Raw genomic sequence first — 26054 nt, 5'->3', positions numbered from 1 at the left:
CGCGGCCGGGTGACGCGAGGCTCTGGAGGACCTGTCGTTCCCGGGACAGTCCTTCACGGTGTCGCCGGTCGGCCGTCGTCGGAGGAGGCGGGGGCGGCCTGCACTCCCGAGCCCCGTTCAGGGCTGGTTGCGGAGTTCCTTCTTGTCGATCTTGCCCAGGGCGGTGAGGGGCAACGAATCGGCGAACCGGAGCAGTTTCGGGGCCCAGAGTGCGCCCTTGCGGGCACGGACATGCTCCGTCAGGTCGGCCGGGGTGGCCTGCCGTCCGGGGCGCAGGACCACGGTGGCGGTGACGGCTTCGCCCCAGTGCGGGTCGGGTGTGCCGTAGACGGCGCTGGCGGCGACGGCCGGGTGTGTGGCGAGGGCGTCCTCGACCTCGCGCGGGTAGACGTTGAACCCGCCGGTGATGATGGTGTCCTTGATCCGGTCGATGATCGTGATCAGGCCGGTGTCGTCCCGGCGGGCGACATCACCGGTGTGCAGCCAGCCTCCGTCGAGCGCGATCGCGGTCTGCTCGGGCTTGTTCCAGTAGCCGTCCATCACGAGCGGTCCCCGGACGCACAGCTCACCGGGTTCGCCTGCCGGTACGTGCCGGCCGTGCGGGTCGAGCAGGGCGATCTCCACGCCGGGCATGGGCCGGCCGCAGCTTCCCAGGACGTGCGGGTCGTCGCGGTGCTGGGCCGGGTCCAGGACGGTCAGGGCGTTGGGGGCCTCGGCCTGGCCGTAGTGCTGGCTGAGCACGGGGCCGAGGAGCCGGTGCGCCTGGGCGAGGCGGGCGGGGTCGGCGGGTGCGGCGCCGTAGAGGACCCAGTTCAGCCCCGACAGGTCGGCCGCGGGGAGGCGGGGGTGGTCGAGCAGGGCGTACAGCATCGTGGGGACGACGAACGTGGCGCTCACGCCGTCGCGTTCGATCGCGTCGATGACGCGGTCCGGGTCGAAGGAGGGGTGGAGTTCGAAGCCGGCGCCGTGGAGCAGGCCGGGTGCGACGAGGAGCCCGGCGGCGTGCGACATGGGGGTGGTGATCAGGAAGTGGGTGTCCGGTGGCCAGGCCCAGGTGGAGGAGGCCCAGGCGTTGGCGAGCAGTGAGCGGTCGCGCAGCATCACGCCCTTGGGTTCGCCGGTCGTGCCACCGGTGTAGAAGAGGTGGAGCGCGGGGCCGCGCGGGTCGTTCGGACCGGGAGGTGTGTCGGCGGCGAGGCGGTCGAGTTCGGCGAGGGTGATCGCCTTGGTGCCGTCGGGGCGGGCGCGGGCGGCGAAGCGGGTGTCGTCCACGACCAGGCAGTCGGACGCGCTGTCGCGCAGAATGGTCCGGTCGGTGTCCGCGGTGGCGAGCGGGTGAAGGGCGGTGTAGCGCAGTCCGGCCAGGCAGGCGGCGGCCATGACGGTGAACGCCTGCGGGTTCGGGCCGCACAGCAGGGCGATCCCGTCGCCGGGCGTGAGGCCCAGCCGTCCGAACGCGGCCGCGGTGCGTTCGATCCGTTCCGCGGTCTCGCCGTAGGTCCAGGTCTGTTTTGTCCTGTTGTCGCCGGTGAAGCGGAAGGCGGTGCGCTCGGGCCGCCTGCGCAGCGCCGACAGGATCAGGTCCGCGTATCCGGGTGTCATCGTGTTCTCCCCAGGATGGTCACGGCGGCCACCGCCTCCTCGATTCCGTAGAGGCCGCCGCCGTTCTCGGCAACGGCGATGCGCGCGTCGGATACCTGACGCGCGCCCGCCCGGCCGCGCAGTTGCGTGACCAGTTCGTGGATCTGCGCCAGTCCGGTGGCGGACACCGGGTGGCCGCGCGATTCGAGTCCTCCGGACGGATTCACCGGGAGGGCGCCACCGAGTGCTCCGGCGCCGGAGGCCGACCACGGGCCGCCGTCGCCGATCGGGCAGAATCCCAGGTTCTCCACCTGCTGGATCTCGCCGAAGGCGGTGGCGTCATGGACCTCCGCCACGTCGACGTCCTGCGGGCCGACGCCGGCCTTCTCGTAGGCGGCGAGCGCGGCCCGGCACCCGATGTGCCGCCCGGCGTCGTCCACCGCCCGGTCGGTACCCGACAGCAGAACGCTGCTCAGCACCGCCACGGCCGACTCGTCGCGGGTGAAGTCGGCCCGCGTCACGACGACGGCGGCGGCCCCGTCGCTGACCGGTGAGCACATCGGCACCGTCAGCGGCCATGCCACCCGTCGCGCCGTCAGGATCTCCTCCGCGGTGAAAGCCCGGCGGAAATGGGCCCGGGGGTTGTGGACGGAGTGGGCGTGGTTCTTCGCCGAGACCGCGGCCAGATGGGCTTCGGTGGTGCCGAAGCGCTGCATGTGGGCGCGGGCCAGGGAGGCGTAGATCTCCATGAACACCGACCGGTCGCCGTCCACGGTCAATTCGGGCGGCAGCGGGTCGGTCAGGGCGGTGAGCGCGGCCAGGGTCTCCTCGCGGTGGGCGATGTCCATGGCTCCGTCGAACACCGCCAGTCCCCGGGCGGGGTCGGCGCAGACGAGCTTGTCCACGCCGACGGCCAGGGCGACGTCCGACAAGCCCGCCCGCACGTGGGCGATCGCCAGCCACAGGGCCGTGGCGCCGCCCGCGCAGGCGTTCTCCACATTCACCACGGGCATCCCGGCGAACCCGTGCGGGCGCAGGGCGACCTGTCCGGGAATCATGTGCTGGCCGTCGATCGCCTTCTGGCTGACGGTGGCGTGGAAGACGGCGCCGACATCGGCCGGAGCGAGCCCGGCGTCGCGCAGCGCCTCGTGCGCGGCCCGGCCGGCGAGATCGCCGGCGGAGCGGTCGGGGTGGCGGCCGAAGGGGGTGGCGCCGACGCCGAGGACGAGTGCTTCGCGGTTCATGACACCACCCGGTTGCGCAGCACGCCCAGGCCGGAGACTTCGAGTTCCACGGTGTCGCCGGGTTCCAGGAAGCGGCCGTGCTCCAGTCCGCAGCCGGTGGGGACGGTGCCCGAGCACAGGACCTCTCCGGCATACAGCCGGGTCGACCGGGAGGCGAAGGCGATCATGTCGGCGAAGGTGTGGTGCATGTCGGCGGACGTGCCCCGGCTGACCTCCTCGCCGTTGATGCGGGCGGTCATCGTGAGCCGGTACGGGTCGCCCAGTTCGTCGGCGGTGACGATCCACGGGCCCAGGACGTTCGAGTCGGTGAAGTCCTTGCTCTTGCTCAGGCCCAGCCCGGTGGCGATCTCCTCCAGCTGGGTGTCGCGGGCGCTGAAGTCGTTGAAGATCGTGTAGCCGAAGATGTGCGACTGGGCGTCCGCCTCGGGGATGTCCGTGCCGTCGCGGCCCAGCACACAGGCGAACTCCAGCTCGTAGTCCCGCACCGAGGAGTACGTGGGCCAGTGGATGTCGCTGTCGTGGCCGGTCACGGAGAGCCGGTTGGTCACGTAGTACAGCGGGCGTTCGAGCATGACGGCGGGAAGTTCGACCTGGTCGGCCGGGATGCCCTGGATCCGGGAGCGGGCGTTGCGGAAGTGATCCATGAAACTGCCGAAGTCCCGGATCTGCACGGGTCTGGGCAACGGGGACAGCCAGCGCACCTCGGACGCGGTGACGACCGCTTCGGGCGGGGCCTGTTCGGCGAGCCGCCGCAGGGTCTGCCGCACGGGTTCGCCGCCGTCGATGATCGTCTGCATGGTGGTCAGCGCGGGGGCGTGCTCGCCGGTCACCAGGCGGTGGGCGCGGTCGAGCAGCAGGAGGCGCTCGCCCTGGTCGAGTACGAGCGCGGTCCGCTCGACGCGGTCGTGCTCCACGGTTGCGAGTTTCACGGTCGGTTCCTCTTCTCAGCAGGGGGCGTCAGACGAAGGCCACGACGCGGGCCGGGGCGGCGCTCGCGCGGGCGATCTTGATCGGGAAGAACGCCACCCGGAACCCCGACGGGGGCAGCGCGGCGAGGTTCGTCAACTGCTGGACGATGAAGACCTCCCGCTCGCGGCCGGCCCGGTGGCCGTCCCACAGCACGGAGTTGTCGCCGCTGTCGCGGAACTTGCGTGCCATCACGGAGAAGCTCAGGTCCCAGCCCGCGGCGTCGGTGCCCAGGACCTTCGCCCCGAGATCGGCCAGGAACAGCGTCGACTCGCGGCTCATGCCCGGGTAGCGGAAGAACTCGGGGTCGGACAGCCCGTACCGCTCCTGGCCGGTGCGCAGCAGGACCGCTCCGCCGGCCGGGACCGGGGCGCCGTTGTCGGCGAGAGCGGACTCCAGCGCCCCGACGGTGATCGGGGCGTCGGGTTCGCACCGGCCGCGCAGGTCCAGCACGAGCGCCTCGCACCACAGCTCGTCCAGGGCGATGTCGGTGATGGTGCGGGCGGGCCTGCCCTCGCAGGTCGAGCCGTAGTGCAGCGGGGCGTCGACGTGGGTGCCGAGGTGGGAGTTGAAGTCGGTGAGCAGTTCCGCCCCCCAGCCCTCGCCGTCGGGCAGGTCCTCGACGCCGCAGTGCATGGCGGCGGCGAACTGCTCCCGGCCCTCGCCCGTCGGATGCGCGTAGGCCACGGCGGGCGCAATCACCGGGGCGAGGGGGCGCAGCTGCTCGGGGAGCCGTTCGCGGTCGGCGGGGTCCAGCGTCCTCGTGAGGTCGATCAGTTCCATGACGAGCCCTCCTCAGTTATTGGACGCTCAGCATAGAACTGGACGGCTATCATAGACAAGGGCTCGCCGGCCCCGGCGCCGCCCGGTCGGCGTGACAGAATCGGCCGCGTCAAGCCGCCGCAGCGTTGGGAAGGACACCCCGTGGGTGCGACCCGCAAGCAGGAGATCTCCGCCGAGACCCGGCGTCGGCTGGTGGCCGCCGCGTGGGAACTCGCCGCCGAGGGCGGGGCCGCCGCCGCGTCCGTCCAGGCCGTGGCGGACCGCTCCGGCATCAGCCGGGGCTCCGTGGCCTGGCACTTCGGCTCGAAGGACGGGCTGCTGAAGGCGGTGATCGAGGAAGCGTTCCGGTGGGGCACGGACTTCATGCGCGAACGGCTGACCTCCGCCGGGCCGGAGGCCGGAATCGAGGCGCTGATCGAGGCGAACTTCGCCCTGATGTCCCGCCCCGAGGCGCACATCTTCTCGACGCTCCTGATCGAAGCGGTGAGCCGCGAGTCCGCCCTGCGCACGACGTACGCCGAGGAGTACGCCAAGATCCGCGCCCTGTACGCCGACCACCTGCGCACGACCGGCACGCACATCACCGACCCGGAGGCCGCCGCGACGGCACTGCTCGGCGGCACCCTGGGCATCAACATCCAGCACCGCCTGGACCCGGCCCTGGACCGCCGACGGGCCGTGACCGCGATGGCGGACATCTACACCGACGCGCTGACCGGCACCTGATGGTTCGGGGCGCGGCGGGCGGCGCCTTCCACCGGTGCGGACAGGCGTCGGCCGGCTTCGCGGAACAGGACTTTGTCGTACAGGTTCTGCCACAGATGCCGGCGGTCGCCGGCCTGCACCGTGTGAGGGCGGCGCAGGGCGAAGCCATCGGCCCCGGTCAGCCGCGGGATCCGCACCGTCGGCGGGGGGGGGGATTGCCCACAGCGCCCGCAGGGCGGTGGCGAGCGAGACGGGCACGGCCGGTATCCGGGTGAGCCTGGCGGCCGCCAGGCCGCACAACACCTCGACCGCCCCGGAGCCCTGGCTGGTCAGAGGCTCGGTGCGGTGCTGAAGGCGCTCGATCAGCCCAGGGACCTGCTCGCGGGAGGTCCGCGGCCGGCAACCCGGGACCGGGCAAGCCAGACGTCGCGCCCGGACGTTGACCACGACCCGGCGGCCATCGACCGGCACATCCGCAACCGTCCGGACGTGGTATCCGCGCACCCTCCTCGTCGGCACCACCGACCATGGAACGGAGTCGAACGTTCGGCAGTCCCCGTGTCGTGGCGGTGCCGGTCACGGCGTCCTGCCGAGGACTCCGTGACCGGCCCTTCCACTTCGCTCCGTGGTGGCAGAGGTGGTCGGTCAGCGCACCAGCAGATCGATCACGCCTGTCAGGTCTTCCTCACCACTGCCTTCGGCCAGGCGGCGGCGCATCAACCCGAAGTAAGGGCTGAGCAGTTCCGGGCTCACGCCCTGCTGCTCAGCCGTACTCAGGAAAGTAGGCGTCCCGGCCACCTGCATGGCAAGGTTGGAAACAACACCCTTCGTGTAATCGCCGCTTCGCAGTTGGTCGGCGGTCTGGTGAACTGCCGGGGCCATCGCGACGAGCCAGTCGGCGAGCAGCGGGGCGAGTGACGCGGGGTCGATGTTCTCTTTGCGGATCAGGGCGAAGGCGTGCGCGGCACCGGCGAACATTCCGTACATGGCGCTGAGGAGGGCCACGTCGTGCAGGGCCGCGAAGCCCGCGTCCTCGCCGACGTAGGCGGTCCCGACCGGGACGTTCAGGGTTTTCCGGTGCCGCTCGAACAGGTCATGTGCGCCGCTGTAGAAGACGTAGCCGCCGGCTTCCGGGATGCCGATCATCGGAGGGACGGCCATGATCCCGCCGTCCAGGTAGCGGGCACCGCGTTCGCGGGCCCATTCAGCACGGGCACGGGCCTGGGCAGGGGTACTGGTGGTCAGGTTGACCAGGTCCTTGCCGGTCAGGTCGGTGTCGGCCAGCGCTTCGTCGACCGAGGTGTCGTCCAACAGGCAAACGACGATCAGGGTGTTCGCCGCGACTGCTCCGGCGGCGGTGTCAGCGACCTTCGCCCCTTCGGGGGCGAGTGCCTCGGCGCGGGCCGGGGTGCGGTTCCAGACGGTGAGCGGGTGGTCGGCGGCAAGCCAGGCGCGAGCCAGCGCGGTACCCATTGCGCCCAGGCCCAGCATTGTGACGGGAGTCTTCTCAACGGTGTTCTGTGTCATGCCGATCAGCCTGGTCACAGGGGTGGAGATGATCAAGTACGCACTTCGTGGTGGGTGGTTACCCTGGGGTGAGCAAGCACGTCGGAAGGGTGGGGCATGACAACGCTGAATCGGCCAGGTGCACCGGACGGGCATGTGTGCGGGATCGACACCGCGATGGAAGTGATCGGTGGCAAGTGGAAGGTGCTGATTCTCTGGGCGCTGCACGAGCGTCCCTGTCGTCGTTTCGGTGAGCTGCGTCGGCTGCTTCCGGGGGTCACTGAGAAGGTGCTTGCCTCTCACCTGCGTGAGCTGGAGGCGGACGGGGTCGTGCACCGTGTCTCCTATGACGAGGTGCCGCCCCGTGTGGAGTACTCGCTGACCGAGGACGGCAAGCGCCTCAACGACGCGCTCCAGCCGCTGGCTGCCTGGGGTCGTGAGCGGCCGGTCGCTCGTGGGCTGGAGGAGAGGACGGGCCAGGGGTCGTTGTGAACGTGCTGTTCACCGTTGCTTGTTGCTCCTGGTGTTGTGGTTTCCGGGCCTGGTACACCCCGTGATTCCACCGGCCGCCCGTCTGTGGGGCCGTCTACATCGTCATTGCCGCCGTTCCTGTGCCGGCTCGATGTGGTTCGGGGATGGCATCGGCCCGGTGCTTTCGGGGTTCATCGGCACCCGCCGAACTCCCAGGTGTGGACCTCGATGGCCGCGTACCGTCCGGGTCAGGATGGCGCGTGCCGTGTCCGGGTTCGGGGTCCTGAGCAGTGCGGCCGTGCCGATCCAGGTGTCGCCGTCGTCGGACAACAGGGGTCCGTAGGCGGTCGGTTCGTTCCGGTCGGGCGGTGGGGCGAGGTCTGCGGCCGGACCCTCGCCGAGGCCGAGCACCAGGTACCGGTTGCCGCCGCTTCGGCCGCCGGGGAAGGCCCACATGGTGCGCCCCCAGCTGGTTGTGCCATCGGCGCAGCAGTACGTCCCGGTATGCGCCGGCCCGGTGGTTGGGCTCGTCGAAGGCGAACGTGCGAGCGGCGGCGGGGTCGGGACGGTCGACGATGCGCATGCTCCCGGTGAGGGTCTCGCCCTCGTCGGTGAAGGGGGCCGCGGACGATCAGCTGCTTCGCCTACTGGTCCGTGTACGACCAGCGCTTCTCCCGTAGCTCCTGGCGCAACGCGAGGGAGCCGGGTCGGTCTCGGTGGTAGTAGAAGTACTCCATGGTCACAGCCCCTCCCTCCCCGAGGGCGGCATCTCAACCGGCTTTGTCGCCGGGGTCTCTGTGTTCCGGGCGGAGCGGTGTTCTGTCGGATGGTGCAGTCATTGTGGCCGCGTGGTCTCGGCCAGGGCGTGTCAGACCGTGGCGAGTCGGACCACCAGGAGTTTCGTTCTCGGTTCGGTGTCTTCTGGTGGCAGCCGCCCCGAGCGGGTCAGGGTTGCCGCTGCACCCCGGTGAACAGCCCGGACCGGCTCCCCCGCTGCTGCGCGGCCCTGGCCTGTCTGCTGATGCATGTCGGCTCGGGCGCGGGCTGTGGACGTGTGCGGGTACGCCGGTGGGTGGCTAGACCTGGCGGCCGAGGAAGGCCGGCAGTCGCGCATGCGGCGGCGCGGATTGGGGGGCCGGCTCCTGTGGCCCGAACATGCCGGGTTGACGGAAGGCGTCCATGTCCATCTGCCGCATGCGGGCGAGCAGGCCCTCGCACAGCTGCTGGTCGACCAGATCGGTCCGGTTGACCGCGATCGCCAGGTCGACGCCGTGGACAAGTACTTCGGTGAGGTGGATCAGTGCCGCCAGCGGTCCCGGGACGGGCCCGAATCCGAGGCGGACTGTGGCCTTGGCCAGGTCGGCTTCGGTGGGGGCCACGTGATGCCAGGCCGCGTGGTCGGCCTCGGCGGCTGCCTGGTAGGCGCCGGTGGGGTCCGTGCCGAGCCAGTCGTCGTGGTGCCGGCCTCCGGGGTCGGTGCCGGTCAGTTCTGCGGTGAAGATCCGCATGCCGCCGACGAGGTGGTTGAGCGTGGTCCGCGCGTCCCATTCCGGGCAGGGGGTGGGAATCGCCCAGGCGTCGCCGTCGTCGACCGCCTGGACCACCGAGCCCGTCATGGCCAGTGCCCGTTCGATGCGGCCGATCACCGCGGGGCGGCCGGCCATCATCCGGTCAGGCCAGTCGTGGCTGCAGAACGCCTGCGGGTTGTCGGTGCCCCCGGCGGGCATGCCGTGCCCGATCGCCCGCTTGAGGACGGGTGCAGCCGCGGCCGTGTCGAGGGTGGGGTCGTGAACCGCCCGAAGTCGGCGCCGCTGCAGGCGATGTGTCCGGGTATCGGCGGGGTCTCGTACCGGAACGAGGAGTTGTCGGGGACGAAGGTCGGTTTCACCAGAAGCTCCTAACGCAGCGAATGACAGCTTTAGCGCGACCGCACCCCCGACACCCGAACAAACGCAAGATTTCACTGCGTCAAGCTGGCTGCCGCGCTCGTGAGGTTCGGCTCGGGCGCCGGGGTGGGCCGTGGCAGAGTGGTGCGGCATGGACTGCGTCTTTTGCCGCCTCATCCGTGAGGACACCGCCCGTTGGGTGGCCCGGGAACCCGAGGTCTGCGCCTTCGCCCCGCTGGATCCGCTCGCGCCGGGGCACACACTGGTGGTTCCCACCCGCCATCACCCCGATGTGTTCGACACCCCGCCCGACGTCCTGGCCGCGTCGGCGGTGCTGGTCCAGCGCGTGGCGGCGGCCATGCGCACGGGGCTGGGCGCTTCGGGGGTCAACGTCCTGAGCGCGAGCGGGCCCGGCTCGGAGCAGTCCGTTGCCCATCTGCATTTCCATGTCGTCCCGCGGTGGGCGGACGACGGGATCTCCACATGGCCCACCGGCCGGTCCCGCCACCGCATTCCCGGCGACCCGGTCGCCCGCCTGGCCGGGGAACTCGACCACGACCGGCCGCCCCATCAAGGAAGTTGACCCCACAGCCGCCCGGTTTTTCCCCGGCCCGCACCCGCGCGCTCAGCCCGCGGGTGCGGATGTCGCGGCGCGTTCGGCGGCGCTGCGCAGGACACAGAACTCATTGCCCTCGGGGCCTCCGAACACACCGTTCCAGGAGTTCTGGAGCGGTGCCGGGAGATGGCAACAAAGCCGCTGGTCAGCGCAGGTGTGCGATCGAATCGCTCGGTAGCGCGCGTGAACACCGGCCAACTGCGCGCACTGTCCGCGCTCCGACTCAGCGTCCTCACGGACGAGACGACCAGCCCCGAGCGCCAGAGCGAGCAGCGAACGAGGGGGCAGCCAGCGCCATCGACGCAGAGACCATCGGGGAGGGGGAAGCTGTCGACCTGGGGGCGAGCGCCAGCAAGACCACTCCGCTTGAGCGGCCCGAGCTTCGTTCCTGGCTTGGCCGGAGCATGACCTGTGGTCCGACTTTGCCGACGCAGCACCGGACAGCGAGCAGAACGCCGACCGGTCACCCCGCCGACCGCAGAGAGGTGCGCGAGGCCCTGCGCAGGCCGGCCGACCTGGACAAGCCAGAGGCGTAATCAGCACCCCGCCCCGTACCCGCCACCTACCTGGTGGCCGGTACGGGGCTTTTCGAGTTTGTACAGCTACTTCCCGCTGTTGCCATTCTCCGGGTTGTCGCCATCCGATCTCATGGGCTCGCCAACTTTGGTCTTCAGAATCTCTTTCGACTCGTCGGCCACTGCTTCGCGGGCTGCTCTTCGAGCGTCCAAGGTGCGTTTCACAGCGGCTGCACCCCCAACTGCCGCTAGTGCGCCAGCCACTCCCAGCCGGACACCCTTACCGAACGCCTTTGACGCGGCAGCTTTTTCGATGCTGCTGATCAGCTTGTCCACGCCCCCCGCTTTGCCTGCTGCTGTCGTGAATTCCTCATACAGACCAAGGTTCCCCGCCATACGCCCTCCCTTGAACTTGCGCCCATTCCTGGCACGGAGCACCGATCATGCCCCCTCGACAGCCGGACGCGAACCCGGCTTGACCTAACGGAGTTGCTCCGCTACGGCGAGTGCGCACCCCGGGAACCGAGGTGAGTGCCGATGTCCGCAGGGTTGGCAGACCACGTCCGCGAGTACCGGCGCCGGCGAGGATGAAGCCAAGAGCGGTTGGCCGAAGAGTCCGGCCTCTCGCTGAGCACCGTGCGCAAGGTCGAGCAGGGCGGGCACGTCAGCATGGACACCCTTGCCTCCCTCGCGGCTGCGCTGGGGGTGTCGACATCCGACCTGTTCGCCGGCGAGGCGCCACAGCCGGTACTCGGGCAGCAGGATGAAGCGAACCGCAGGCAGGAACCGTACACCCGCCCCGGCCGGCTCCCGCAGCCCGGGCAGCGAGCCTCGACCGTCCGGGATCCGGCACCGACCCGGATCACGTCGCCGTCGTCCTGCACCGGCACCACCCTGATCTCCGGAGCCGACAGGAAGAGCAGCTCTTCCAACTGGAGCAGTGCCTCTCGCACAGCCCAGAACCATCAGCCCGAACGCCGCCGTCACCGGCCGTTTCCAGACGATCCCGGGAGATGCTCCGGCGAGATCAACGGTCACAGAGAGCAGGCGCACCACAGGAGTTGGACCAGAACCGACCCTGCTCGCCCAGGTGTCCGAAGCCCACCACCGGCTGGAACTCGTCTGGACTGACGGAGGCTGCACCGGCAGCCTCGTCGAGCTCGCCTCGGCGGATCTTCTTCGTCAGCCGGAGCGCTCCGAGTCCGTCGAGTCGGCGGGTCAGGGTCTGCATCGTGACGCCGGGCAGGACCCCGGCCTGCGGCCGGACCACGGACTGCCCGTCCCGGAACGCCCGGTTCCAGGGGTGGGCATGTCAGGTTTCTGCGTGCGTAGCCGGGAACGCCTGCGTTCGGGCGACGACGACGAGGAACGCTGCGATGGTCAGGCCGAGTGCGGTCCAGGCCAGGGCGGGGGCACTCGCGTGGGTGGCCAGGATCGCGCCGCCCACGATGCCGCCCCCGGCTACCGCCAGGTTGAACACGGTCACGAATACGGACTGGGCGGCGTCGGTGTGCTCGCCGGCCCGGTCGGCCAGGGCGGTCTGCAGCAGCGCGGGCGCGCCGCCGAAACTGAAGCCCCAGACCGCGATCGCGACAGCGATGAACACGGCTCCAAGGACCGGGGTGGCCAGGGCGAGGCCGGCTGTGGCCATGAGGGTGAGCACGCCGAGCACGGTTGCTCGTAGTGCCCGGTCGATGACCAGGCCGGTGGCGGTGATCCCGACGAAGGAGGCGATGCCGAAGATCGCGAGCCCGATATCGAGGCGCAGCCCGGTCGGGCCGAGCAGGGGCGCGATGTAGGTGTAGAGGATGTTGTGCGCAAGCACCCACACGAGTGCGACGGCCAGCACCGCCCGGATACCGGGCAGCAGGACCACCCGCCGCAGCGGCAGATGCGCCGACGGCTCCTGGCCGGGCACATCGGGCACGGCGGCGCCGATCCACGCGGCCAGGCCGGCCGCGGCCAGCGAGATCGCGGCGAATACCCACCGCCAATCCACGAGCGAGCCGGCGAGTGCCCCCAGCGGGATTCCGGCGGCCAGCGCGATGGGTTGGCCGATCCCGGTGATGGTGAGCGCGCGCCCTTGCTGGGCGGGCGGGACAAGGCGGCGGGCGTACCCGGCCAGCACACCCCACACGAGCGCGGCGGCCGCACCGGCGATGAACCGGGCCACCAGGATCAGTGGGTACCCGGGCGCGAGCGCAGTCACGGTATTGAACGCCAGCAGCGTGAGCACCGCGGCCAGCAGCACCTTCTTCCGGCTCGCCCGTCGGGTCGCGGCCACGAGCGGGATCGCAGCGAGCACCGACCCGATCGCGTACAGCGTGACCAGTTGCCCTGCTGCGGACTCAGAGACCCCCAGCCCCGTCGAAAGCTGTGGGAGGAGTCCGGCGGGGATGGTCTCGGTGAAGATCGCGAGGAACCCCGCCGCGGCCAGCGCCAGCAGCGCCGCCCACGGCAACCTCGCGTGTCGAGCGTGTTCGGACGTGGTGGTCGCGTGTGTTCCGGTGGTCACCGGCCGGCCTCGACGAGGGCGCGGTGGCGCTGCATATCGGCCAGCGAGGCCCAGTCATCCTGCCCGTGCCCGGCCTCGATCGCGTCGGTGAGCAGTTCGGAGAGCAGATCGGCCACCGGGAGCCCGAGCCCGGTCGACGCGGCCTGGCTGCGGGCCAGGTCGATGTCCTTGCGTCCCAGTACCGGGGTGAACCCGGCCGGGGAGTATGCCCGGCGAGCGATGAGCCCGCCATAGTTCGTGTACACCGGGCCCGGCGTGATCGTCGAAGTGAACAGCTCCACCAGAGTCTTGGCGTCGACATCGCCCCGCTCACCCATAGCAACGGCTTCGGCCATCGACTGGATCGCCGAGGCGATGAGCACCTGGCCGGCGAGCTTGACCACGTTCGCCCGCTGGGGCGCATCACCGACCGGCCACACACGGGCACTGACCGCCTCCAGTAGCGGGCGCACCCGCTCGGCCGGCTCGGACGCCCCCGCACTGACGATATTGAGCTTGCCCGCCACGGCGACCGGCACCCCACCGAACATCGGCGCGGCCACATAGCCGACCCCCTTGCCCGCATGGACCGCCGCTGCCTCCTCCGCCAGCGCCGGGCTGATCGTCGCGAGATTCACATGCACCACCCCCGACGGCGCAGCGTCGAGCACGCCGCTGTCGAAAAACACCTCCCTCACCGCGGCATCGTCGGCAAGCACCGAGAACACAACCGGCGAGGAGAACATCTCGACCGGCTGCTCCAGCCCCACCACCCCCGCATCCACCAGTGGTTCGAGCCGGGCGCGGTCCCGGTTCCACGCCGCCACCCGGTATCCGGCCCGCACCAGATTCCGGGCAATCGCCGCCCCCATACCGCCGGTACCGACCACGGTCACATCAGTCATCACGTCCGCCTTCCAACTTGGAACCGTCTGAAGCGGTTCCACCATACATGCCGCCCCATACTGGAACCACCTAAAGTGGTTCCATGACCGATCCCGCCGCCCCGAGCACCACCACCGCGAGCCGCCCGATGTTCCGGCTCGACAACGAGCAACTCGCGTTCCGCTTCACCGCCACCCTCAGCGATCGGTACGGCGCCCCGGTGGAGCGGCTGCCCGATCCGGGCCGGCTGGATGACTGGCTCGCCGCCAACGAGATCGTCGTCGGCAGCGAACACTCCACCCCGGCAGACCTCTACCTGGCCCAGCGGCTCCGTGAGGCGATCCACCGCATCGGCACCGCGGTCGCCCACGACGAGGCGACGACCGAGACGGATCGAGCAGTGCTCAACCGGCTCCTGCGCGACGAACAGCTCTGCCCCGAACTCACCAGGACCGGACTGCGCTGGCAGCCCGTCACCGGACACCATGTGCGCGGCGCGCTCAGCCGCATCGCCCACGACGCCGTCACCCTCCTCGGCGGTCCCCGACGCGGCCAGGTGAAGACCTGCCAGAACCCCGACTGCCGGGGCCTCTACGTCGACACCAGCCAGGGCCAGAACCGTCGCTGGTGCTCGATGAACATCTGCGGCAACCGCGCAAAGAAAGCCCGCTTCCGCAGCCCACGCACCACCGTCGGCAGCGACTGAACCCCCTACACGCAGGCCCTGTCCGCGCCGACACGAAGCAGCCGCGGCGTGCCGACCTCCTTCGCCGAGAAGTCGTGCCCCAGAACAGCACTCGCCGGTGTTCTCGCCACCGGGGGCTGCATGATCGGACTGCACAGCCTGATCGGCTGACCGGACGGGCGGGCAGGGAGACCCTGCCCGCCCATCCCAGGCTCTCGGACGCCGGGCTGCGCCGAACTCGTGGGCGAGACCGTCGCCACCGCTCCGTCCACCGCGGATCGTCCAGGACGGATTCGGGGGCGGCGATGTCGGCGCCATCGAGGAACACGACCGGGTCGTGGTCCCTGCAGACGGTGCCGAGGACCTCGTCCCGGCCGCTGCTGCGCACGGTGCCCCGCCGACCTCCCGGGATGGAGGGCCGGTACACGACGATCGGCGCGTCGGCCACGCCTCCCGACGTGCCCCGGCTCCGTCGGGGAAGCGAGTCGGGCCGAGCTCTTCGGGCGACGCGCGCCACGAGGGTGGTGGCGTTTTGTCCGCGGAACACCTCCGCGCCCCGGCGCACGCCCTTGCGTACACCCGTGCCCCGGAGCATGTGCCGGTGGAATTTGCCCCAACCCCTATTCGGGGGATGTGCGATGCGTAATCTCATGCTCACACCGAACCCCGGTCCGGGAAGGGAACCCACCTGCCCTCGGATGCCCTTCCGGTCCGGTTCGAACCCATGGGAGGTTTTTGTGATCCGAGCACTCAGGCTGCGCGCCGGGACGAAGCGGCCGCCGGTTCCCGAATCCGGCCCGCGTGACGTGCTGGCCGAACTCCGTCGATTACGCACCGGACTGCCGCTCGTGTCCGGTTCCCTGGTCGCCGGTACGGACGGCCTCGTCCTGGCCCATGACGCCCCCGAGATAGAGCCCGACACCGTCGCGGCCCTGGCCGCGAGCGCCCTCGACGTGGCAACCCTGATGACAAAAGCGGCCGACCGGGGCGGTTTCGGAGAGTTCCTCGTACGCGGCGAAACCGGATGCCTGGCCACGTACGCGGCGGGCGACTCGGCCGTGCTCACTCTGTTCGCCGAGGACCGGATCGACATCGGCCGCCTCCGCGCCGAGGGCCGCCGGGCAGCTGCCCGGATCGGCGCTCTGATCGATGCCCCGGCGTCCCGCGCCCACTGCCCGCCTCCGGCCGCCCCTTCGGCCCCCTCGGTGCCCTCCCCCCGACATCTGCCCCCGCAGCAGCCGCCCCGGCCGTGAGCTGTGAGCCGTAGGCCGCGTGGGGCCGACCGGCCCGGTGCCCCGGCCGCCCGCGTCCTGAAGGGCGGCCGGGGCTGCCCGGTTCTGGCAGTGCTCGCACAGGTCCGAGTGCGGCTCACGCGGCTGTGTCCAGCCGCGGTGGTCGGCGTGCTCCCAGCGGTCACCGGTGGACTTCTGCCCGCAGTCCGCGCATACCGGGCGCCGTACCTCCCGCTCCGCGCGGCGTCGTTCCTCTTCCCGGGCGGCCTGACGGCGGGCGAGGCAGGCATCCCGGCGCGGGTTGCCGACCGCGTTCAGCAGTGGCCGGCGGCGACGTCAGGGTCGACGGTCGTGGGCGTCGGCGTCGCGTCCCGGTCAGGGGCCGGCTTCCACGGGGAAGAAGGCGTCGAGCCGCGGTGTGCCGATCCTCGCCCCGGGCTCTGTGACGGTGGGCTCGCCCCCGGGCTTCGTCCATGCCGCCCAGGATCGCAACCACCACTGACACACCCGAGAGCCCCTGCGAGAACAGCAGTATCGGTGTTGTGGCTGAGCGCGGTGGCAAGGGCCGGGGGCTCGGAAACCAGTGGCGCTGGTGCAAGTGACCGGTTGAAGATGACGGGATGGACACGCAGCAGGTGACCTTGCGGAAGATGACGCCGGCGGAGTACCACGCGGCGGCTGAGCACCGTGAAGCGGAGTCGGTTCATGTGCTCAGCAAGTTCATGCCGGAAGAGCCGGCACGCGAGCGGGTCAGGCACGGCACGGCCCATTTCCTCCCCGACGGCCCCGACACGGCCGGTCATCATCTCGTGATGGCGGAGAACGGATCGGGCGAGGTGGTGGGGAACGCGTGGATCGGTCCGGATCCGGGCCAGGCGTCGGGCACCGCCGACTCCGCGTGGCTGTACGACATCAATGTCTTCGAGCCGTTTCGACGCCATGGATACGGATCCGCCATCCTCGCCGCAGCCGAGGAGCTCGTCGCTCGCGAGGGCAGGACAGCGCTCGCCCTGGATGTCGTCGGAAGCAACGAGGCAGCCATCGCACTGTATCGCCGCAGTGGTTACGAAGTTTCCTCGATGTCCATGCGCAAGAACTTGTAGTGGCAAGAACAGGTCGGCGACGTCCCACGGGTGACCGATTTCCTTGCTGGACAGCGGTGGGCCAGGTGACGAGCCAGGGTTGTCCTCCGGGCGCCGGGAAACCCGTGGACCGGAGCATCGAGCGTTTTGGTCATGCCGCCACCACGCCGTCGATCCGCCCGTCGACTCGCACCGAGTGGGCGCGGTTGCCGAACGGTCATCGGGTCGACGCCGGCCCGGCGCGGCCAGGTCTCCTGCCGGACGTCCCCGGCGTCGGTGGTGGGGCCGGGCATCTCGTAGACGACGGTGAACAGCAGGTCGCGGTGCGCGACGCACGCCCCGGTGGCCACGTCGACCGCCCTCGCCGCCGCCGGAGCATCCCTTCCCCGCCCTCGTGCGAAGCTCGCCGGGCCCCGCCGGACCCACCTTCCGGGAGTGGCTCGACGCCCGGCCCCACCCGTGCTCCGGCCTGACCCGAACGAAAGACCCTAGGAGATCGAGCGGATGAGCACCTCGCAGTCGGTGCCGAACTTCCACCAGCCGCTCTTCTTGTGGGTCCAGGTCATCTTCCCCTTCGAGCCGCCGAACGTGCACACGTAGGAGCCCTTGAACGTCTTGCCCTTCGGTACGTAGAGGGCGTCCAGGTCCTCGTCGGTGTCCGTGCCACGGGTTCGGCCGGGCTTCACGTACGACGTGCGGCCGGACTTGCAGGCCGCCTTCTTCTGGTATGCCTGATTGGTGCCGTCCTTGCCCCAGGCTTCGCAGATCTTGACGCGGGTCTTGGCCTCATTGCCGACGGTGCCGCACCAGAGGAGAGTGCATCCGCCCATGAGCCGGACATCTTCCCCTGTGCCGACGGGCCCGGCCTGGTTCACCGCGCCGACGGGTCCGGGTCGGCTCGCCGCGTCGGCGGGCTGGGATGCAGCGGGTCCCGCGACGGCCAGCGCCATGATTCCGGTACCGGCCACTGCGACGAGAAGTCGTCGTGCACGCATCCGTCTTCCCCGATTCCGCGCCGTTTCCCCGGGGCGGCGCATTTCCCCGTACAACAGGTCGCCACTCACCATGGAGGACGACCACCCCGCTCCGCGCTCTGTTTCGGCCGTGCCCGAAACAGCACGCCCAAAAGCACGCGGGTTCTCCGAGTCCTGCTCCTCGCACCCGGGGAGACGGCGGGAGCCCGGCCGCCGTCAGTGGCTTCGTGGCCGGCGCGATCCGCGCGTCGACGGCCCGCTCGAAGCGCGGGGCCTCAGTCGGCGGTTCTCCTTCAAGGGCGGGTGCGGCGGCTGTTGCGGACGAGGTTCACGGCCTCGTCGGTCCTTCCCGCGCCGCAGGTGCGAAGGAGGTCGGCGAGGCCGGGGTGGTCGGGTTCGAGGAGGGCCGCGGCTGCCAGGATCTCCGCTGCGCCGGCACGGGAGTTGAGCAGATCACGCAGCCGCAGGGCGAACCGTGTGTCCGGGTCCGGACCCTGGGCCGGGTCGTGGGCGGGGGCCGGTGCCGGGTGGGGAGGGGCGGGCGGGAGCGAGGCGGTGCCCAGTGAGTCCTGGCCGGGGGTTCGGCTGGTCCTGATGGTCGCCAGCGTCTCGCGTGCGGTCGCGGCCGGTACGGTACCGGCGCGGACGTCGTGGGCGAGGCGGAGCACCGCCGAGAGGCGGGCTGCGGCGTCGGGGTTGGCGATCCGGGCGCGCTGGGCGCGCATGACGAGGCTGAGCATGGCCGGTGAGACCCCGAGGATCTCCGCGAGGCCGGACTGGGTCACCGCGAACAGGGTGCACAGGTCCCGGCAGAGTTCACCGAGCGGAGCGCCGTACCACTGGCGCTGGAGTTCTTGGTTGCGCGTCATGGCGGCCTGGTCCATGGGGACACCCTACGAGCGGTTTTTACACTTGTCAAAGGAGGTTTTCATGTGTCAATCTCTCGTCCGGAAGCCCGACCGCTCTCGAACTGACGGGATGTCATCATGTCCTGGACGCGCACCACTTCGCTCGCCGCCGTCGCCGCCCTCGCCGTCTTCGGCCTGACCGCCTGCGGCAACGACGGCGACGAGGCCGAGGTCTCCGGCAAGCCCGCCGTCTCCGCCCCCGCAGCTGCGGACGACGCCACCGCCGGCGATACGGACGCCTCTTCGGACGACGCCACCGCCTCCGGCGTGAAGGCCCCGGACGACCTGCCCGCCGGCCTGCCGCTGCCGAAGGGGGAACTCACCTCCGTGACCGGGAGCAAGAACGCGTACGTCCTGACCTACCGTACGGACGACCCCGAGGCCACGCTCGACGCCTACCGGTCCTCCCTCGAAGGCGCCCAGTACACCGTGGTCGACATCGGCGGCACGTTCACCGCGAGCTCGGGCACGACCGCCGTACAGATCACCACCACCGCCGACACCGTGATCCTCACGCTCGCCGGCGCCTGACACCGGCGTACCGGCGCACCCCTGCGCCGGTACGCTACGGCGCATGGAAGCAGGGGCGATGCTCGCCGACCGGTACCGGCTGCTCGCGCCGATCGCGCGCGGCGCGCAGGGCACGGTCTGGCGGGCCGTGGACACGCGTCGCGGTGAGGACGTGGCGGTGAAGGTCACCGGCGGTGCCGACATCGAGTCGCTGCTGCGGCTCGTGTGCGAGCAGTCGGTACGCATCGGACACCCCCATGTCCTCGCCCCCGTCGACTGGTTCGTCCGCGACGGCGAGGCATGGCTGGTGCTGCCCCTGGTCCGCGGCGGCACGCTCGCCGGGCTCCTCGCCGACTACGGCGAACTGCCGCCCGCCGTGGGCCTGCTCCTGGCCGAACAGCTCCTGGACGCGCTCGTCGCGGTACATGCCGCCGGCCTCGTGCACCGTGACGTCAAGCCCTCGAACGTCCTCCTCGCCGCGACCGGGACCGCCCGCCCCCACGCCTGCCTCGGCGACTTCGGCATCGCCCGCGTCCTGCCCCACCTCCAGCTCACCGCTCCCGCCTTCGTCCCGGGCACGCCCGACTACCTCGCCCCCGAGGTCCGGGCCGGGGCCGACAGCTCCCCCGCCCAGGACGTCTACGCCGCCGGACTCGTACTGCGCGCTCTGGGCGCACCGCCGGCGCTGCTCGCCGCCATGACCGCGGAGCGGCCCGAGCACCGGCCCACCGCCGCGGCGGCCCGCGACGCGATCGCCGCCGCCCGCCTCGCCCTCGGGCCCGAGAGCTGGCCCCTGCAGTGGCAGGACGAGACCTTCATCGTCCCCGACCAGCTCGGCGACGCGCCCCTTCCCGCCGCCGACCGGTCCTCCCACCGCCGGCGCCCATGGCCGGCCCTCGCCGCCGGGGCCGTGCTCCTCGCGGGCCTCGCCACGACGGCAGTACTGCTCAGCGGCGGTTCCGGCGGCCCGACCACACCCGGCGGGAACAGCCCGTCGGGCGCCCCCACCCGCGCCGTTCCCCCCGACGCCGAGCGCGGTCCCGCCGATCCCGAAGGGCCTTCCGCCTTCACCTCCTGCCCCGCGGACCAGGAGTACGGTGTCGCCTTCAGCCCCGAGGGCTACGCCCTGTCGTGCGCGCACGTTCCCGACACACGACGCTACGAATGGCAGCCGCTCATTCCCGAGGACTGACCACGGCCGTTCCTTCCCGGCCCCGTGAGCAGGGGCGTGGGGATCACTCGGCGAGCGACTGCTTCACGGCCAGGTCCTCGCTGCCGGTCCAGTACGTGACCTCGGGGTCCTTGTCGATGTTCACGAAACCCGCTCCACCGGGCAGCGGGACGTTCTGCTCGTAACCCTCCAGGGAGAGGCTGACGCCCATCTTCTTCACCGCGGTCGTCGGCGCGTCGGTCCGGAAGAGGCGGACGCCCGCGTACGCCTTCTTGCCCGGCTGTACCAGGAACTCCTCCAGCTGGGACTTCATGACGCTCGCCTGATGGTTCGCGTCCTCGAAGACCACCGCGGGATATCCGCCCAGGACGCACGCCTTGTCGCCGGTGTTGGTGGCGGCGAGAAGGATGTGCTGGAGCGAGTCGTGCGGGGAGGTCGAGGCGGTGATCGTGAAGTTGTCGTCGGTGCACGGGGGGCCGGGGACGCCGTCGCCACCGACGTCGCCCCCGCCGTCACCACCGTCACCGCCCTTGTCGCTCGATCCGCCGGAGTTTCCGGATCCGGTGGTCGCCCCCTGCGGACCGCCGCTGCCGGGTGCGGTGGCGTCGGGTGCGGCGGTGGGGGTCACGCTCGCGCTTTTGCCGGGGTTCGCGCTCGCGGTGCCGGACGGTGTGCTCCCCGTGCCCTCGGCCCCGGAGTCGGGGCCGCAGGCGGCGGTCGAGAGCAGCGCGGCGACGGCCGCGGCTCCCAGGGCGCAGTTCCTCAAGGTCTTGCGTGCGGTACGCATGGTGGTTCCCCCGTGTGCGGTTGCGTGATTGCCGTTGCGTGATGCGGCACGCCCCGTCGAGGGCATGCCGGCGGCGACTTCCCCCGGTTCGTTTCCGATCGCGGCGCCGGTGGCCCTCCGGGGCGTCGTGATCTCAGAAGATACGGACCGCCGCCTGAGCCGACGTCCCACACGGGGTTGAACTTCCGCGCCAACTTCTGCCGTACCCCCGCGGTGCGCCGGTCCGGCGCCGTCACCCTCAGGTTGACCGCTGCCGCCCCTGGCACGGTCGGGGTGCCGTGCTGGTCGACCTTCGTGGGCCGGACTACTCCGGAAGTCGACGGGGCCGGTGAACCGCTGCCGGATGCCCGCCACGTCCGCCTTCTCTATGGTCGGCGTACCGGATGGACGGGGAGGGCGAGGGGATGGCGCCCTGGCCGTTCCACCGGGCCGGTCCGCTCGGCGGGGGGGGAGGTTCGGGCACGCCGGGCCACGGCTCGACACGTGCCGACCCGCGAAGGAGGCCGGCGACGGTACGGGCGGCAGGAGCGGCGACGGGGGGCGCTCCTGCCGCCCACGACCGGGCGGGCACCGGCACCTGCCGATGCCCGCGGTCCGTCGAAGGCGCCGGTGCCCGTGCCGACGCCGAGTGCGGCGCCCGTCACCGGCGAGGCCGGTGACCACTTTCGACTCACCCTGAGGAACGAGCAGTTGGGGACCCTCATCTACCATGTCCGGATGCCCGCGCTGCAGGCCCTCCGCCCACGGTCGGCCCCGGTGGCCCTGGCCGTCGGTTTCGCCGTCGCCGGCTGTCTGATCGGCACCTTCTACCACCCGGAGCCGTGGCGGCCGTTCGGCCCGGGGGCGTACCTGCTCACCCTGCTGATCGCCCTGCCTCTCGCACTCCGGGAGAAGCGGGCGTCCGGCGTGCTCGTGGTCACGGCGGCGGGATTCGCCGGATATCTGCTCCTGGGGTATCAGCCCTCGCTCAACTTCTGGTGCCCGACGATCGCGTTCGTCTCCGTCTGCGCCAGGGAACGGCGCGGCCGTGTCGTCCACGGTGCGGTGCTGCTGGCCGCGGTCATCGCTCTCAGCGGAATATGCGGCCGGCTGCCCTGGCCCGTGACGGTCGTACAGGCGTTGATCGTTCCCGCCGTGGCCTGCGCCGTAGGGCTCACCCAGCGCCGACTTGCCCAGCGCAACGCGGAGTTGAGACGGCTCACCGTCCTGCTCGACGAGCAGCAGCGCCAGGAGGCCCGTCGGGCGGTGCTCGACGAGCGTTTCCGGATCGCGCGCGAGCTCCACGACACGATCTCGCAGCACATGACCATCGTCACCCTGCAGACGGGCCTCGCCCAGTACACCTTCCACTCCGATCCCGCCGCCGCCCACCGGGCGCTCGGCATCGCCGCCACGGCCGGGCGGGACACCCTGGACGACCTGCGCCGGCTCCTGGTCGTGCTGCGTACGTACGATCTCGGCGGCGCGACGGGCGAGCAGGACCCGTCCGCGCCGATCCCCGACGACCTGCTCGCCGGCATCGACCGCATCCCCGCGCTCGCCGAACGCCTGGAGGCGGCCGGTCTGCGCGTCGTCGTGCACTTCTCCGGGGCGCGCCGCCCCCTGCACCCGGGCGTCGAGCTGTGCGCCTACCGCGTCGTCCAGGAGGCGCTCACCAACGTCGCGAAGCACTCCACGGCCCATGCCGCAGACGTCACCGTCGACTATCTGGACCAGGAACTGCGCGTGACGGTTCTGGACGAGGGGGCGCCGGATGCCGCCCCGGGGGCGTTCGCGAACACCCCCGGATCCGGGCACGGCTTGATCGGAATGCGGGAACGGGCGAAGATTTGGCACGGCTCGCTGACCGCCGGAGCACGCCCCGGGGGTGGATTCCAGGTACGCCTCCGCATCCCACTGGGGGAGGAAGTCTCCTCCCCCGTCCCAAAGGAGGACACGCTCCGGGGTCGGACCCGGGTTCAGGAGCCGGACCCGGATTCAGGATCGGGATCGGGGCAGCGGCCGACCATGACGTGAGCAACACCCGAGGGCGAGGAGCGCTGTGGCCCGCATCCTGGTGGTGGACGACCAGCACCTCATCCGTGCCGGCATCGTCACACTGCTGCGCACGGTGGACGGGCTGGGTCCGATCGTGGAGGCATCGGACGGCGAGGAGGCCGTCGCCGCGGCCCGCGAACACCGCCCCGATCTCATCCTGATGGACATCTACATGCCCCGTCTCAGCGGCCTCGCCGCCGCCGAGCAGATCCTCGCCCTCGGTCTCGCGCCGGCTCCGCGGATCGTCGTCCTCACCACCTTCGACGAAGACGAGTTCGTCTACGCCGCCCTGCGCACCGGCTGCAGTGGTTTCCTGTTGAAGGACATGCCTCCCGAGCAGCTGATCGGCGCCGTCAACGCGACCCTCTCCGCCGATCTCCTGGTCGCCCCGGCCCGCATCCGTCGCCTCGTCCAGAAGCATGCCGTCCAGGTTCAGCAGCCTCAACAGGCGGTCCTGTCCAGGTCCGACGCGACGAGCCTGCTCACGGGACGCGAGATCGAGGTGCTCGGTCTGGTCGCCCGGGGCCTGGCGAACGAGGAGATCGCCGAGCGCCTGTGCGTCAGCGATTCCACCGTCAAGACCCACCTCCACCGGCTGATGGCCAAGCTGAATCTCCGCAGCCGCGCCCAGGCGGTGGTGTTCGCGTACGAGTCGGGCATCGCGCGCGTCGGGGAAGGCCACGTGCTGCCGGACGGGCCGGGCGGACCAGGGGTGTGACATCGCCGCGCGGCGGTGCCGACTCGGTCATGTGCCGGTCGCCGGGCGGGCGCGTACCGACCGGATATCGGGCCGGGGCGACCAGCATTTCGCCGGTTCGGGCGCCCGGTGGGGTGAGGCACGGCAAAGGGTCGGCCGGTACCGCCCCGATGGCCGCCCCCGTCCGATATCGAGGCGTCGGCCGAAGCGCTGCTGGAGGATCCCGCCGACCGCCGTCCCACTCCGTCGCGGGCCGCCCGGGTCATGGCGCCCGTCTGCCGACTGCCCTCCGGTACGGGCGTCCCGCTGTCGCACCGGTCGTCCCCGGGGCGGCCCGTGCGGTCGTGGCCCGGGGCAGCACCACCTCGGTATCGGCGTCCACGGCCAACCGCCGCGCACCGTCCGGTACGTCATCGGCGCCGATGGGGAACCTTCGGCCGCTCCCCCGGGCAGGCGGGAACTCGCGCACCGCGGAAACGATCATGCCGCGGAACGCTTCGGGGCGTCCGGGACGTACGTGTGCCTCGCTCGCCCTGACGATCGCGCGTGGGGGGCGGGCATGTGGGTGTGTTCAGCGGTGAGCCCGGCCCCGTACGTAGGCGACGACCAGGGTGATCGCGGTGATCGCGCACGCCATCATGGCGAAGACCAGGAACATGATGCCCGTTTCACCGATGCCCGGTTCCGTGGTGACGTCCGTCAGGCCGCCGGCCAGGTGGTGGGTGCGGCGTTCGCCGGTCGCGTGGGTCGCCATGTAGACGATCATGGCGATGATCGCTGCCGTACAGGCCGCCGCGCCCGCCAGGAGCCAGGCTCCTGCCTTGGCGTACCGGGGGACGCGGGGTTTCAGTGCGATGTGCGGGCACCGCAGGAGCAGGACGCGTCCCAGCTCGGCGGCGTGCCGCGCGAGGCCGTCGGTGCGGAGGCGGGTGCCGTCGTCGAAGGTGATCTCGATGCGGTAGCCGTTGCCGAGGCGGGCGGCCAGGGCGTTCACGGCGTCGCCCTCGATGTGGAGGGAGGTGACGCGGTGCCAGGGCTGGCCGGTGGCGCCCCGGTGGGATCCGTGGACCAGGCCCTCTTCGTGTGTCTCGAAGTACTCGCCCCGCTCGCCGCGCAGGGCCCGGACGGTCTGGGTCACTGCGATGATCACCGCGCCCAGGGCGAGGCCGAGGAGGAGGCCGACCGCCTTGTTGCTGCCGGGTGTGCCCTCGCCGGTCGCGGACAGGCTCCATGCGCCGAGCCAGCCCGACGGAACGGCCACGAGCAGTGCGCAACCCGCGTTCACCCATCGTCTTCGGTGGTCCACCGGGTGCCGCCCGATCACCGGGCCGAGGTCGGGAAGCCTGTTCTCCCCCGGCCCGGTCACCGGTCGGCCGGGGCGGAGCCGTGGGCGAGAACGATGCCCAGTGCCGCGTAGTCCGATCCGGGGCGGCGGACGGGCGTGAAGACGTCCAGGCGGTCGCCTTCCGTGCTGTAGCCGGCCCTGGTCGCGCGGGGCTTCAGGGCCGGGCTGCCGACGTGTCCGGACAGGTCTCGTACGTCGAGGCGGACGCCGTTGTCCGGGCCGGCGGACACGAGGGCGATGCGGGACCAGTCCAGCAGGCCCGGGAAGGGCTTGAGCGTCAGGCCCTCACGGGTGAACGTCAGGGCGCCCCAGCGCAGCTCGCCGCCCGCGGCCAGTTCCTCCAGGTGCAGCGCCGCGACGATTTCGGCCACTTCCCGGGAGGCGCGTGTGGTGAACGGCCGGGCGTTGTCGACCGGGCCCAGGGTGGCCAGGCGCCAGAATCCGGATTCCTGACGGACCTTGACGTAGTCCAGGTCCCTGAGACGGATCGGGCGGCCCTCGTACGGGCGGAGGACGGTCTTGACCACGTCGTGGGAGTGGCTGAAGTTGATGCGGACGGACACCTTGGTCGTCTCGACGGAGGCGATCTCGTCCCAGGTGTGGCACAGCGTGCGGCGTCCGGGGCGGCGGAACTCGAAGCCGTGCTCGTGTTCGTGGAGCCGGATGCGGGTGTGCCGGACGCTGAGCGCGGCGCACCCGGCGGCCGCCAGGGGGATCGCCCAGAGGGCGAGGCGGAAGGAGCCCTCGTCGTAGTGGTCGTCGGCGATGGTGCACATCACGATGAACACGATGACGAGCGGGACGAACACGGTCAGGGGGCGCCTGGACACCGCTCCCTGGTAGGTCCACACCCGCTCCCCCAGCCGTCCGGCCCCCTCGCCGCGCCTCGCCGCCGCGTCTGCTGTCAACGCACACCTCACATGATCGTCCGGTTCCACGTCGTCGAGTGTCGGACCGGTGTGCGTGCGGGGATA

General features: G+C 71.2%; 25 protein-coding genes and 3 pseudogenes. 11 read left to right on the top strand and 17 right to left on the bottom strand.

Annotation, left to right across the window (positions count from 1 at the left end):
• Nucleotides 1-117: 117 nt before the first annotated feature.
• The 4 genes from ACFYW1_RS03820 to ACFYW1_RS03805 are packed head-to-tail and all read right to left on the bottom strand — an operon-like array spanning nt 118 to nt 4574.
• Entirely contained in the window at nt 118-1602 is a 1485-nt protein-coding gene (locus ACFYW1_RS03820) for an AMP-binding protein (protein ID WP_388986498.1), read from the bottom strand.
• Nucleotides 1599-2825, bottom strand: coding sequence for a thiolase family protein (locus tag ACFYW1_RS03815; RefSeq protein WP_388986496.1), 1227 nt, complete (start codon nt 2823-2825; stop codon nt 1599-1601). The genes ACFYW1_RS03820 and ACFYW1_RS03815 overlap by 4 nt, the downstream gene beginning before the upstream one ends.
• The gene (locus ACFYW1_RS03810) at nt 2822-3754 is read right to left on the bottom strand and encodes a fumarylacetoacetate hydrolase family protein (protein ID WP_388986493.1); all 933 of its coding nucleotides are present in this window, start codon (nt 3752-3754) and stop codon (nt 2822-2824) included. Before ACFYW1_RS03810 ends, ACFYW1_RS03815 begins: the two co-directional genes overlap by 4 nt.
• A gap of 28 nt (nt 3755-3782) precedes the next feature.
• Nucleotides 3783-4574, bottom strand: a complete 792-nt coding sequence (locus ACFYW1_RS03805; protein ID WP_388986490.1) for a cyclase family protein — start codon at nt 4572-4574, stop codon at nt 3783-3785.
• 141 nt (nt 4575-4715) lie between these two features.
• On the opposite strand from ACFYW1_RS03805, the gene ACFYW1_RS03800 reads away from it, so the two are divergent.
• Nucleotides 4716-5300 carry a TetR/AcrR family transcriptional regulator gene (locus ACFYW1_RS03800; RefSeq protein ID WP_388986488.1) on the top strand — a complete coding sequence of 195 codons (585 nt, stop codon included), beginning with the start codon at nt 4716-4718 and terminating at the stop codon, nt 5298-5300.
• Between the two features lie 122 nt (nt 5301-5422).
• Here ACFYW1_RS03800 and ACFYW1_RS03795 read toward each other — a convergent pair.
• Nucleotides 5423-5798, bottom strand: a pseudogene (locus ACFYW1_RS03795) (transposase family protein); the annotation flags it as partial.
• 126 nt (nt 5799-5924) lie between these two features.
• Nucleotides 5925-6806, bottom strand: a complete 882-nt coding sequence (locus ACFYW1_RS03790; protein WP_388986485.1) for an NAD(P)-dependent oxidoreductase — start codon at nt 6804-6806, stop codon at nt 5925-5927.
• A 96-nt stretch (nt 6807-6902) separates the two neighbouring features.
• On the opposite strand from ACFYW1_RS03790, the gene ACFYW1_RS03785 reads away from it, so the two are divergent.
• A complete protein-coding gene (locus tag ACFYW1_RS03785) occupies nt 6903-7277 on the top strand; it encodes a winged helix-turn-helix transcriptional regulator (RefSeq protein WP_388986482.1) in 375 nt (124 codons plus the stop codon).
• Between the two features lie 170 nt (nt 7278-7447).
• Here ACFYW1_RS03785 and ACFYW1_RS03780 read toward each other — a convergent pair.
• From ACFYW1_RS03780 to ACFYW1_RS03770, 3 genes and pseudogenes are all read right to left on the bottom strand, one after another.
• Nucleotides 7448-7993, bottom strand: a pseudogene (locus ACFYW1_RS03780) (YciI family protein).
• Between the two features lie 131 nt (nt 7994-8124).
• A pseudogene (locus ACFYW1_RS03775) lies at nt 8125-8211 on the bottom strand (TetR family transcriptional regulator); the annotation flags it as partial.
• A 121-nt stretch (nt 8212-8332) separates the two neighbouring features.
• A complete protein-coding gene (locus ACFYW1_RS03770; protein ID WP_388986479.1) occupies nt 8333-8983 on the bottom strand; it encodes a TIGR03086 family metal-binding protein in 651 nt (216 codons plus the stop codon).
• A 310-nt stretch (nt 8984-9293) separates the two neighbouring features.
• On the opposite strand from ACFYW1_RS03770, the gene ACFYW1_RS03765 reads away from it, so the two are divergent.
• Nucleotides 9294-9725 (top strand): HIT family protein, encoded by a 432-nt coding sequence (locus ACFYW1_RS03765; protein ID WP_388986477.1) that lies wholly within the window; start codon nt 9294-9296, stop codon nt 9723-9725.
• A gap of 635 nt (nt 9726-10360) precedes the next feature.
• On the opposite strand, the gene ACFYW1_RS03760 is transcribed toward ACFYW1_RS03765, so the two are convergent.
• Nucleotides 10361-10609, bottom strand: a complete 249-nt coding sequence (locus ACFYW1_RS03760) for a hypothetical protein (protein ID WP_388986474.1) — start codon at nt 10607-10609, stop codon at nt 10361-10363.
• Between the two features lie 267 nt (nt 10610-10876).
• On the opposite strand from ACFYW1_RS03760, the gene ACFYW1_RS03755 reads away from it, so the two are divergent.
• Entirely contained in the window at nt 10877-11404 is a 528-nt protein-coding gene (locus ACFYW1_RS03755) for a helix-turn-helix domain-containing protein (protein ID WP_388986471.1), read from the top strand.
• Between the two features lie 181 nt (nt 11405-11585).
• Here ACFYW1_RS03755 and ACFYW1_RS03750 read toward each other — a convergent pair whose 3' ends face one another.
• Nucleotides 11586-12788, bottom strand: a complete 1203-nt coding sequence (locus tag ACFYW1_RS03750; RefSeq protein WP_388986469.1) for an MFS transporter — start codon at nt 12786-12788, stop codon at nt 11586-11588.
• A complete protein-coding gene (locus ACFYW1_RS03745) occupies nt 12785-13672 on the bottom strand; it encodes an NAD(P)-dependent oxidoreductase (RefSeq protein ID WP_388986466.1) in 888 nt (295 codons plus the stop codon). The genes ACFYW1_RS03750 and ACFYW1_RS03745 overlap by 4 nt, the downstream gene beginning before the upstream one ends.
• An 83-nt stretch (nt 13673-13755) precedes the next feature.
• Here ACFYW1_RS03745 and ACFYW1_RS03740 point away from each other — a divergent pair, with 83 nt between their 5' ends.
• From ACFYW1_RS03740 to ACFYW1_RS03730, 3 genes are all read left to right on the top strand, one after another.
• Nucleotides 13756-14358 (top strand): CGNR zinc finger domain-containing protein, encoded by a 603-nt coding sequence (locus tag ACFYW1_RS03740; RefSeq protein ID WP_388986463.1) that lies wholly within the window; start codon nt 13756-13758, stop codon nt 14356-14358.
• Between the two features lie 716 nt (nt 14359-15074).
• The gene (locus tag ACFYW1_RS03735; protein WP_388986460.1) at nt 15075-15590 is read left to right on the top strand and encodes a roadblock/LC7 domain-containing protein; all 516 of its coding nucleotides are present in this window, start codon (nt 15075-15077) and stop codon (nt 15588-15590) included.
• Nucleotides 15591-16189: 599 nt separating this feature from the next.
• Nucleotides 16190-16672 carry a GNAT family N-acetyltransferase gene (locus tag ACFYW1_RS03730; RefSeq protein ID WP_388986457.1) on the top strand — a complete coding sequence of 161 codons (483 nt, stop codon included), beginning with the start codon at nt 16190-16192 and terminating at the stop codon, nt 16670-16672.
• Between the two features lie 467 nt (nt 16673-17139).
• On the opposite strand, the gene ACFYW1_RS03725 is transcribed toward ACFYW1_RS03730, so the two are convergent.
• Both ACFYW1_RS03725 and ACFYW1_RS03720 read right to left on the bottom strand, forming a co-directional pair.
• The gene (locus ACFYW1_RS03725; protein WP_388986454.1) at nt 17140-17481 is read right to left on the bottom strand and encodes a hypothetical protein; all 342 of its coding nucleotides are present in this window, start codon (nt 17479-17481) and stop codon (nt 17140-17142) included.
• 437 nt (nt 17482-17918) lie between these two features.
• Nucleotides 17919-18509, bottom strand: coding sequence for a DNA-binding protein (locus tag ACFYW1_RS03720; protein ID WP_388986452.1), 591 nt, complete (start codon nt 18507-18509; stop codon nt 17919-17921).
• 102 nt (nt 18510-18611) lie between these two features.
• Here ACFYW1_RS03720 and ACFYW1_RS03715 point away from each other — a divergent pair, with 102 nt between their 5' ends.
• Nucleotides 18612-19064, top strand: coding sequence for a hypothetical protein (locus tag ACFYW1_RS03715; protein WP_388986449.1), 453 nt, complete (start codon nt 18612-18614; stop codon nt 19062-19064).
• A gap of 43 nt (nt 19065-19107) precedes the next feature.
• A complete protein-coding gene (locus ACFYW1_RS03710) occupies nt 19108-20235 on the top strand; it encodes a serine/threonine-protein kinase (protein ID WP_388986446.1) in 1128 nt (375 codons plus the stop codon).
• A 43-nt stretch (nt 20236-20278) separates the two neighbouring features.
• Here ACFYW1_RS03710 and ACFYW1_RS03705 read toward each other — a convergent pair whose 3' ends face one another.
• Complete coding sequence (locus ACFYW1_RS03705; RefSeq protein ID WP_388986443.1) at nt 20279-21001, bottom strand: DUF4232 domain-containing protein; 723 nt, start codon at nt 20999-21001, stop codon at nt 20279-20281.
• Nucleotides 21002-21718: 717 nt separating this feature from the next.
• Here ACFYW1_RS03705 and ACFYW1_RS03700 point away from each other — a divergent pair.
• Together ACFYW1_RS03700 and ACFYW1_RS03695 are read left to right on the top strand one after the other, a co-directional pair.
• Nucleotides 21719-23017 (top strand): sensor histidine kinase, encoded by a 1299-nt coding sequence (locus ACFYW1_RS03700; RefSeq protein WP_388986440.1) that lies wholly within the window; start codon nt 21719-21721, stop codon nt 23015-23017.
• A 25-nt stretch (nt 23018-23042) separates the two neighbouring features.
• On the top strand, nt 23043-23756 hold the full coding sequence (locus ACFYW1_RS03695; RefSeq protein WP_388986437.1) for a response regulator: 714 nt from the start codon (nt 23043-23045) through the stop codon (nt 23754-23756).
• A 550-nt stretch (nt 23757-24306) separates the two neighbouring features.
• Here the strand turns inward: ACFYW1_RS03695 and ACFYW1_RS03690 are convergent.
• Together ACFYW1_RS03690 and ACFYW1_RS03685 are read right to left on the bottom strand one after the other, a co-directional pair.
• Nucleotides 24307-25020, bottom strand: a complete 714-nt coding sequence (locus ACFYW1_RS03690; RefSeq protein ID WP_388986434.1) for a hypothetical protein — start codon at nt 25018-25020, stop codon at nt 24307-24309.
• A 77-nt stretch (nt 25021-25097) separates the two neighbouring features.
• Nucleotides 25098-25988, bottom strand: coding sequence for a hypothetical protein (locus ACFYW1_RS03685; protein ID WP_388986431.1), 891 nt, complete (start codon nt 25986-25988; stop codon nt 25098-25100).
• Between the last annotated feature and the right edge of the window lie 66 nt (nt 25989-26054).

The sequence above is a fragment of the Streptomyces sp. NPDC002669 genome (assembly GCF_042889165.1).
Taxonomy (GTDB): Bacteria; Actinomycetota; Actinomycetes; order Streptomycetales; family Streptomycetaceae; genus Streptomyces.
The sequence above is the reverse complement of the archived record's forward strand: the minus strand, read 5'-3'. Positions and strand labels throughout refer to the sequence as shown.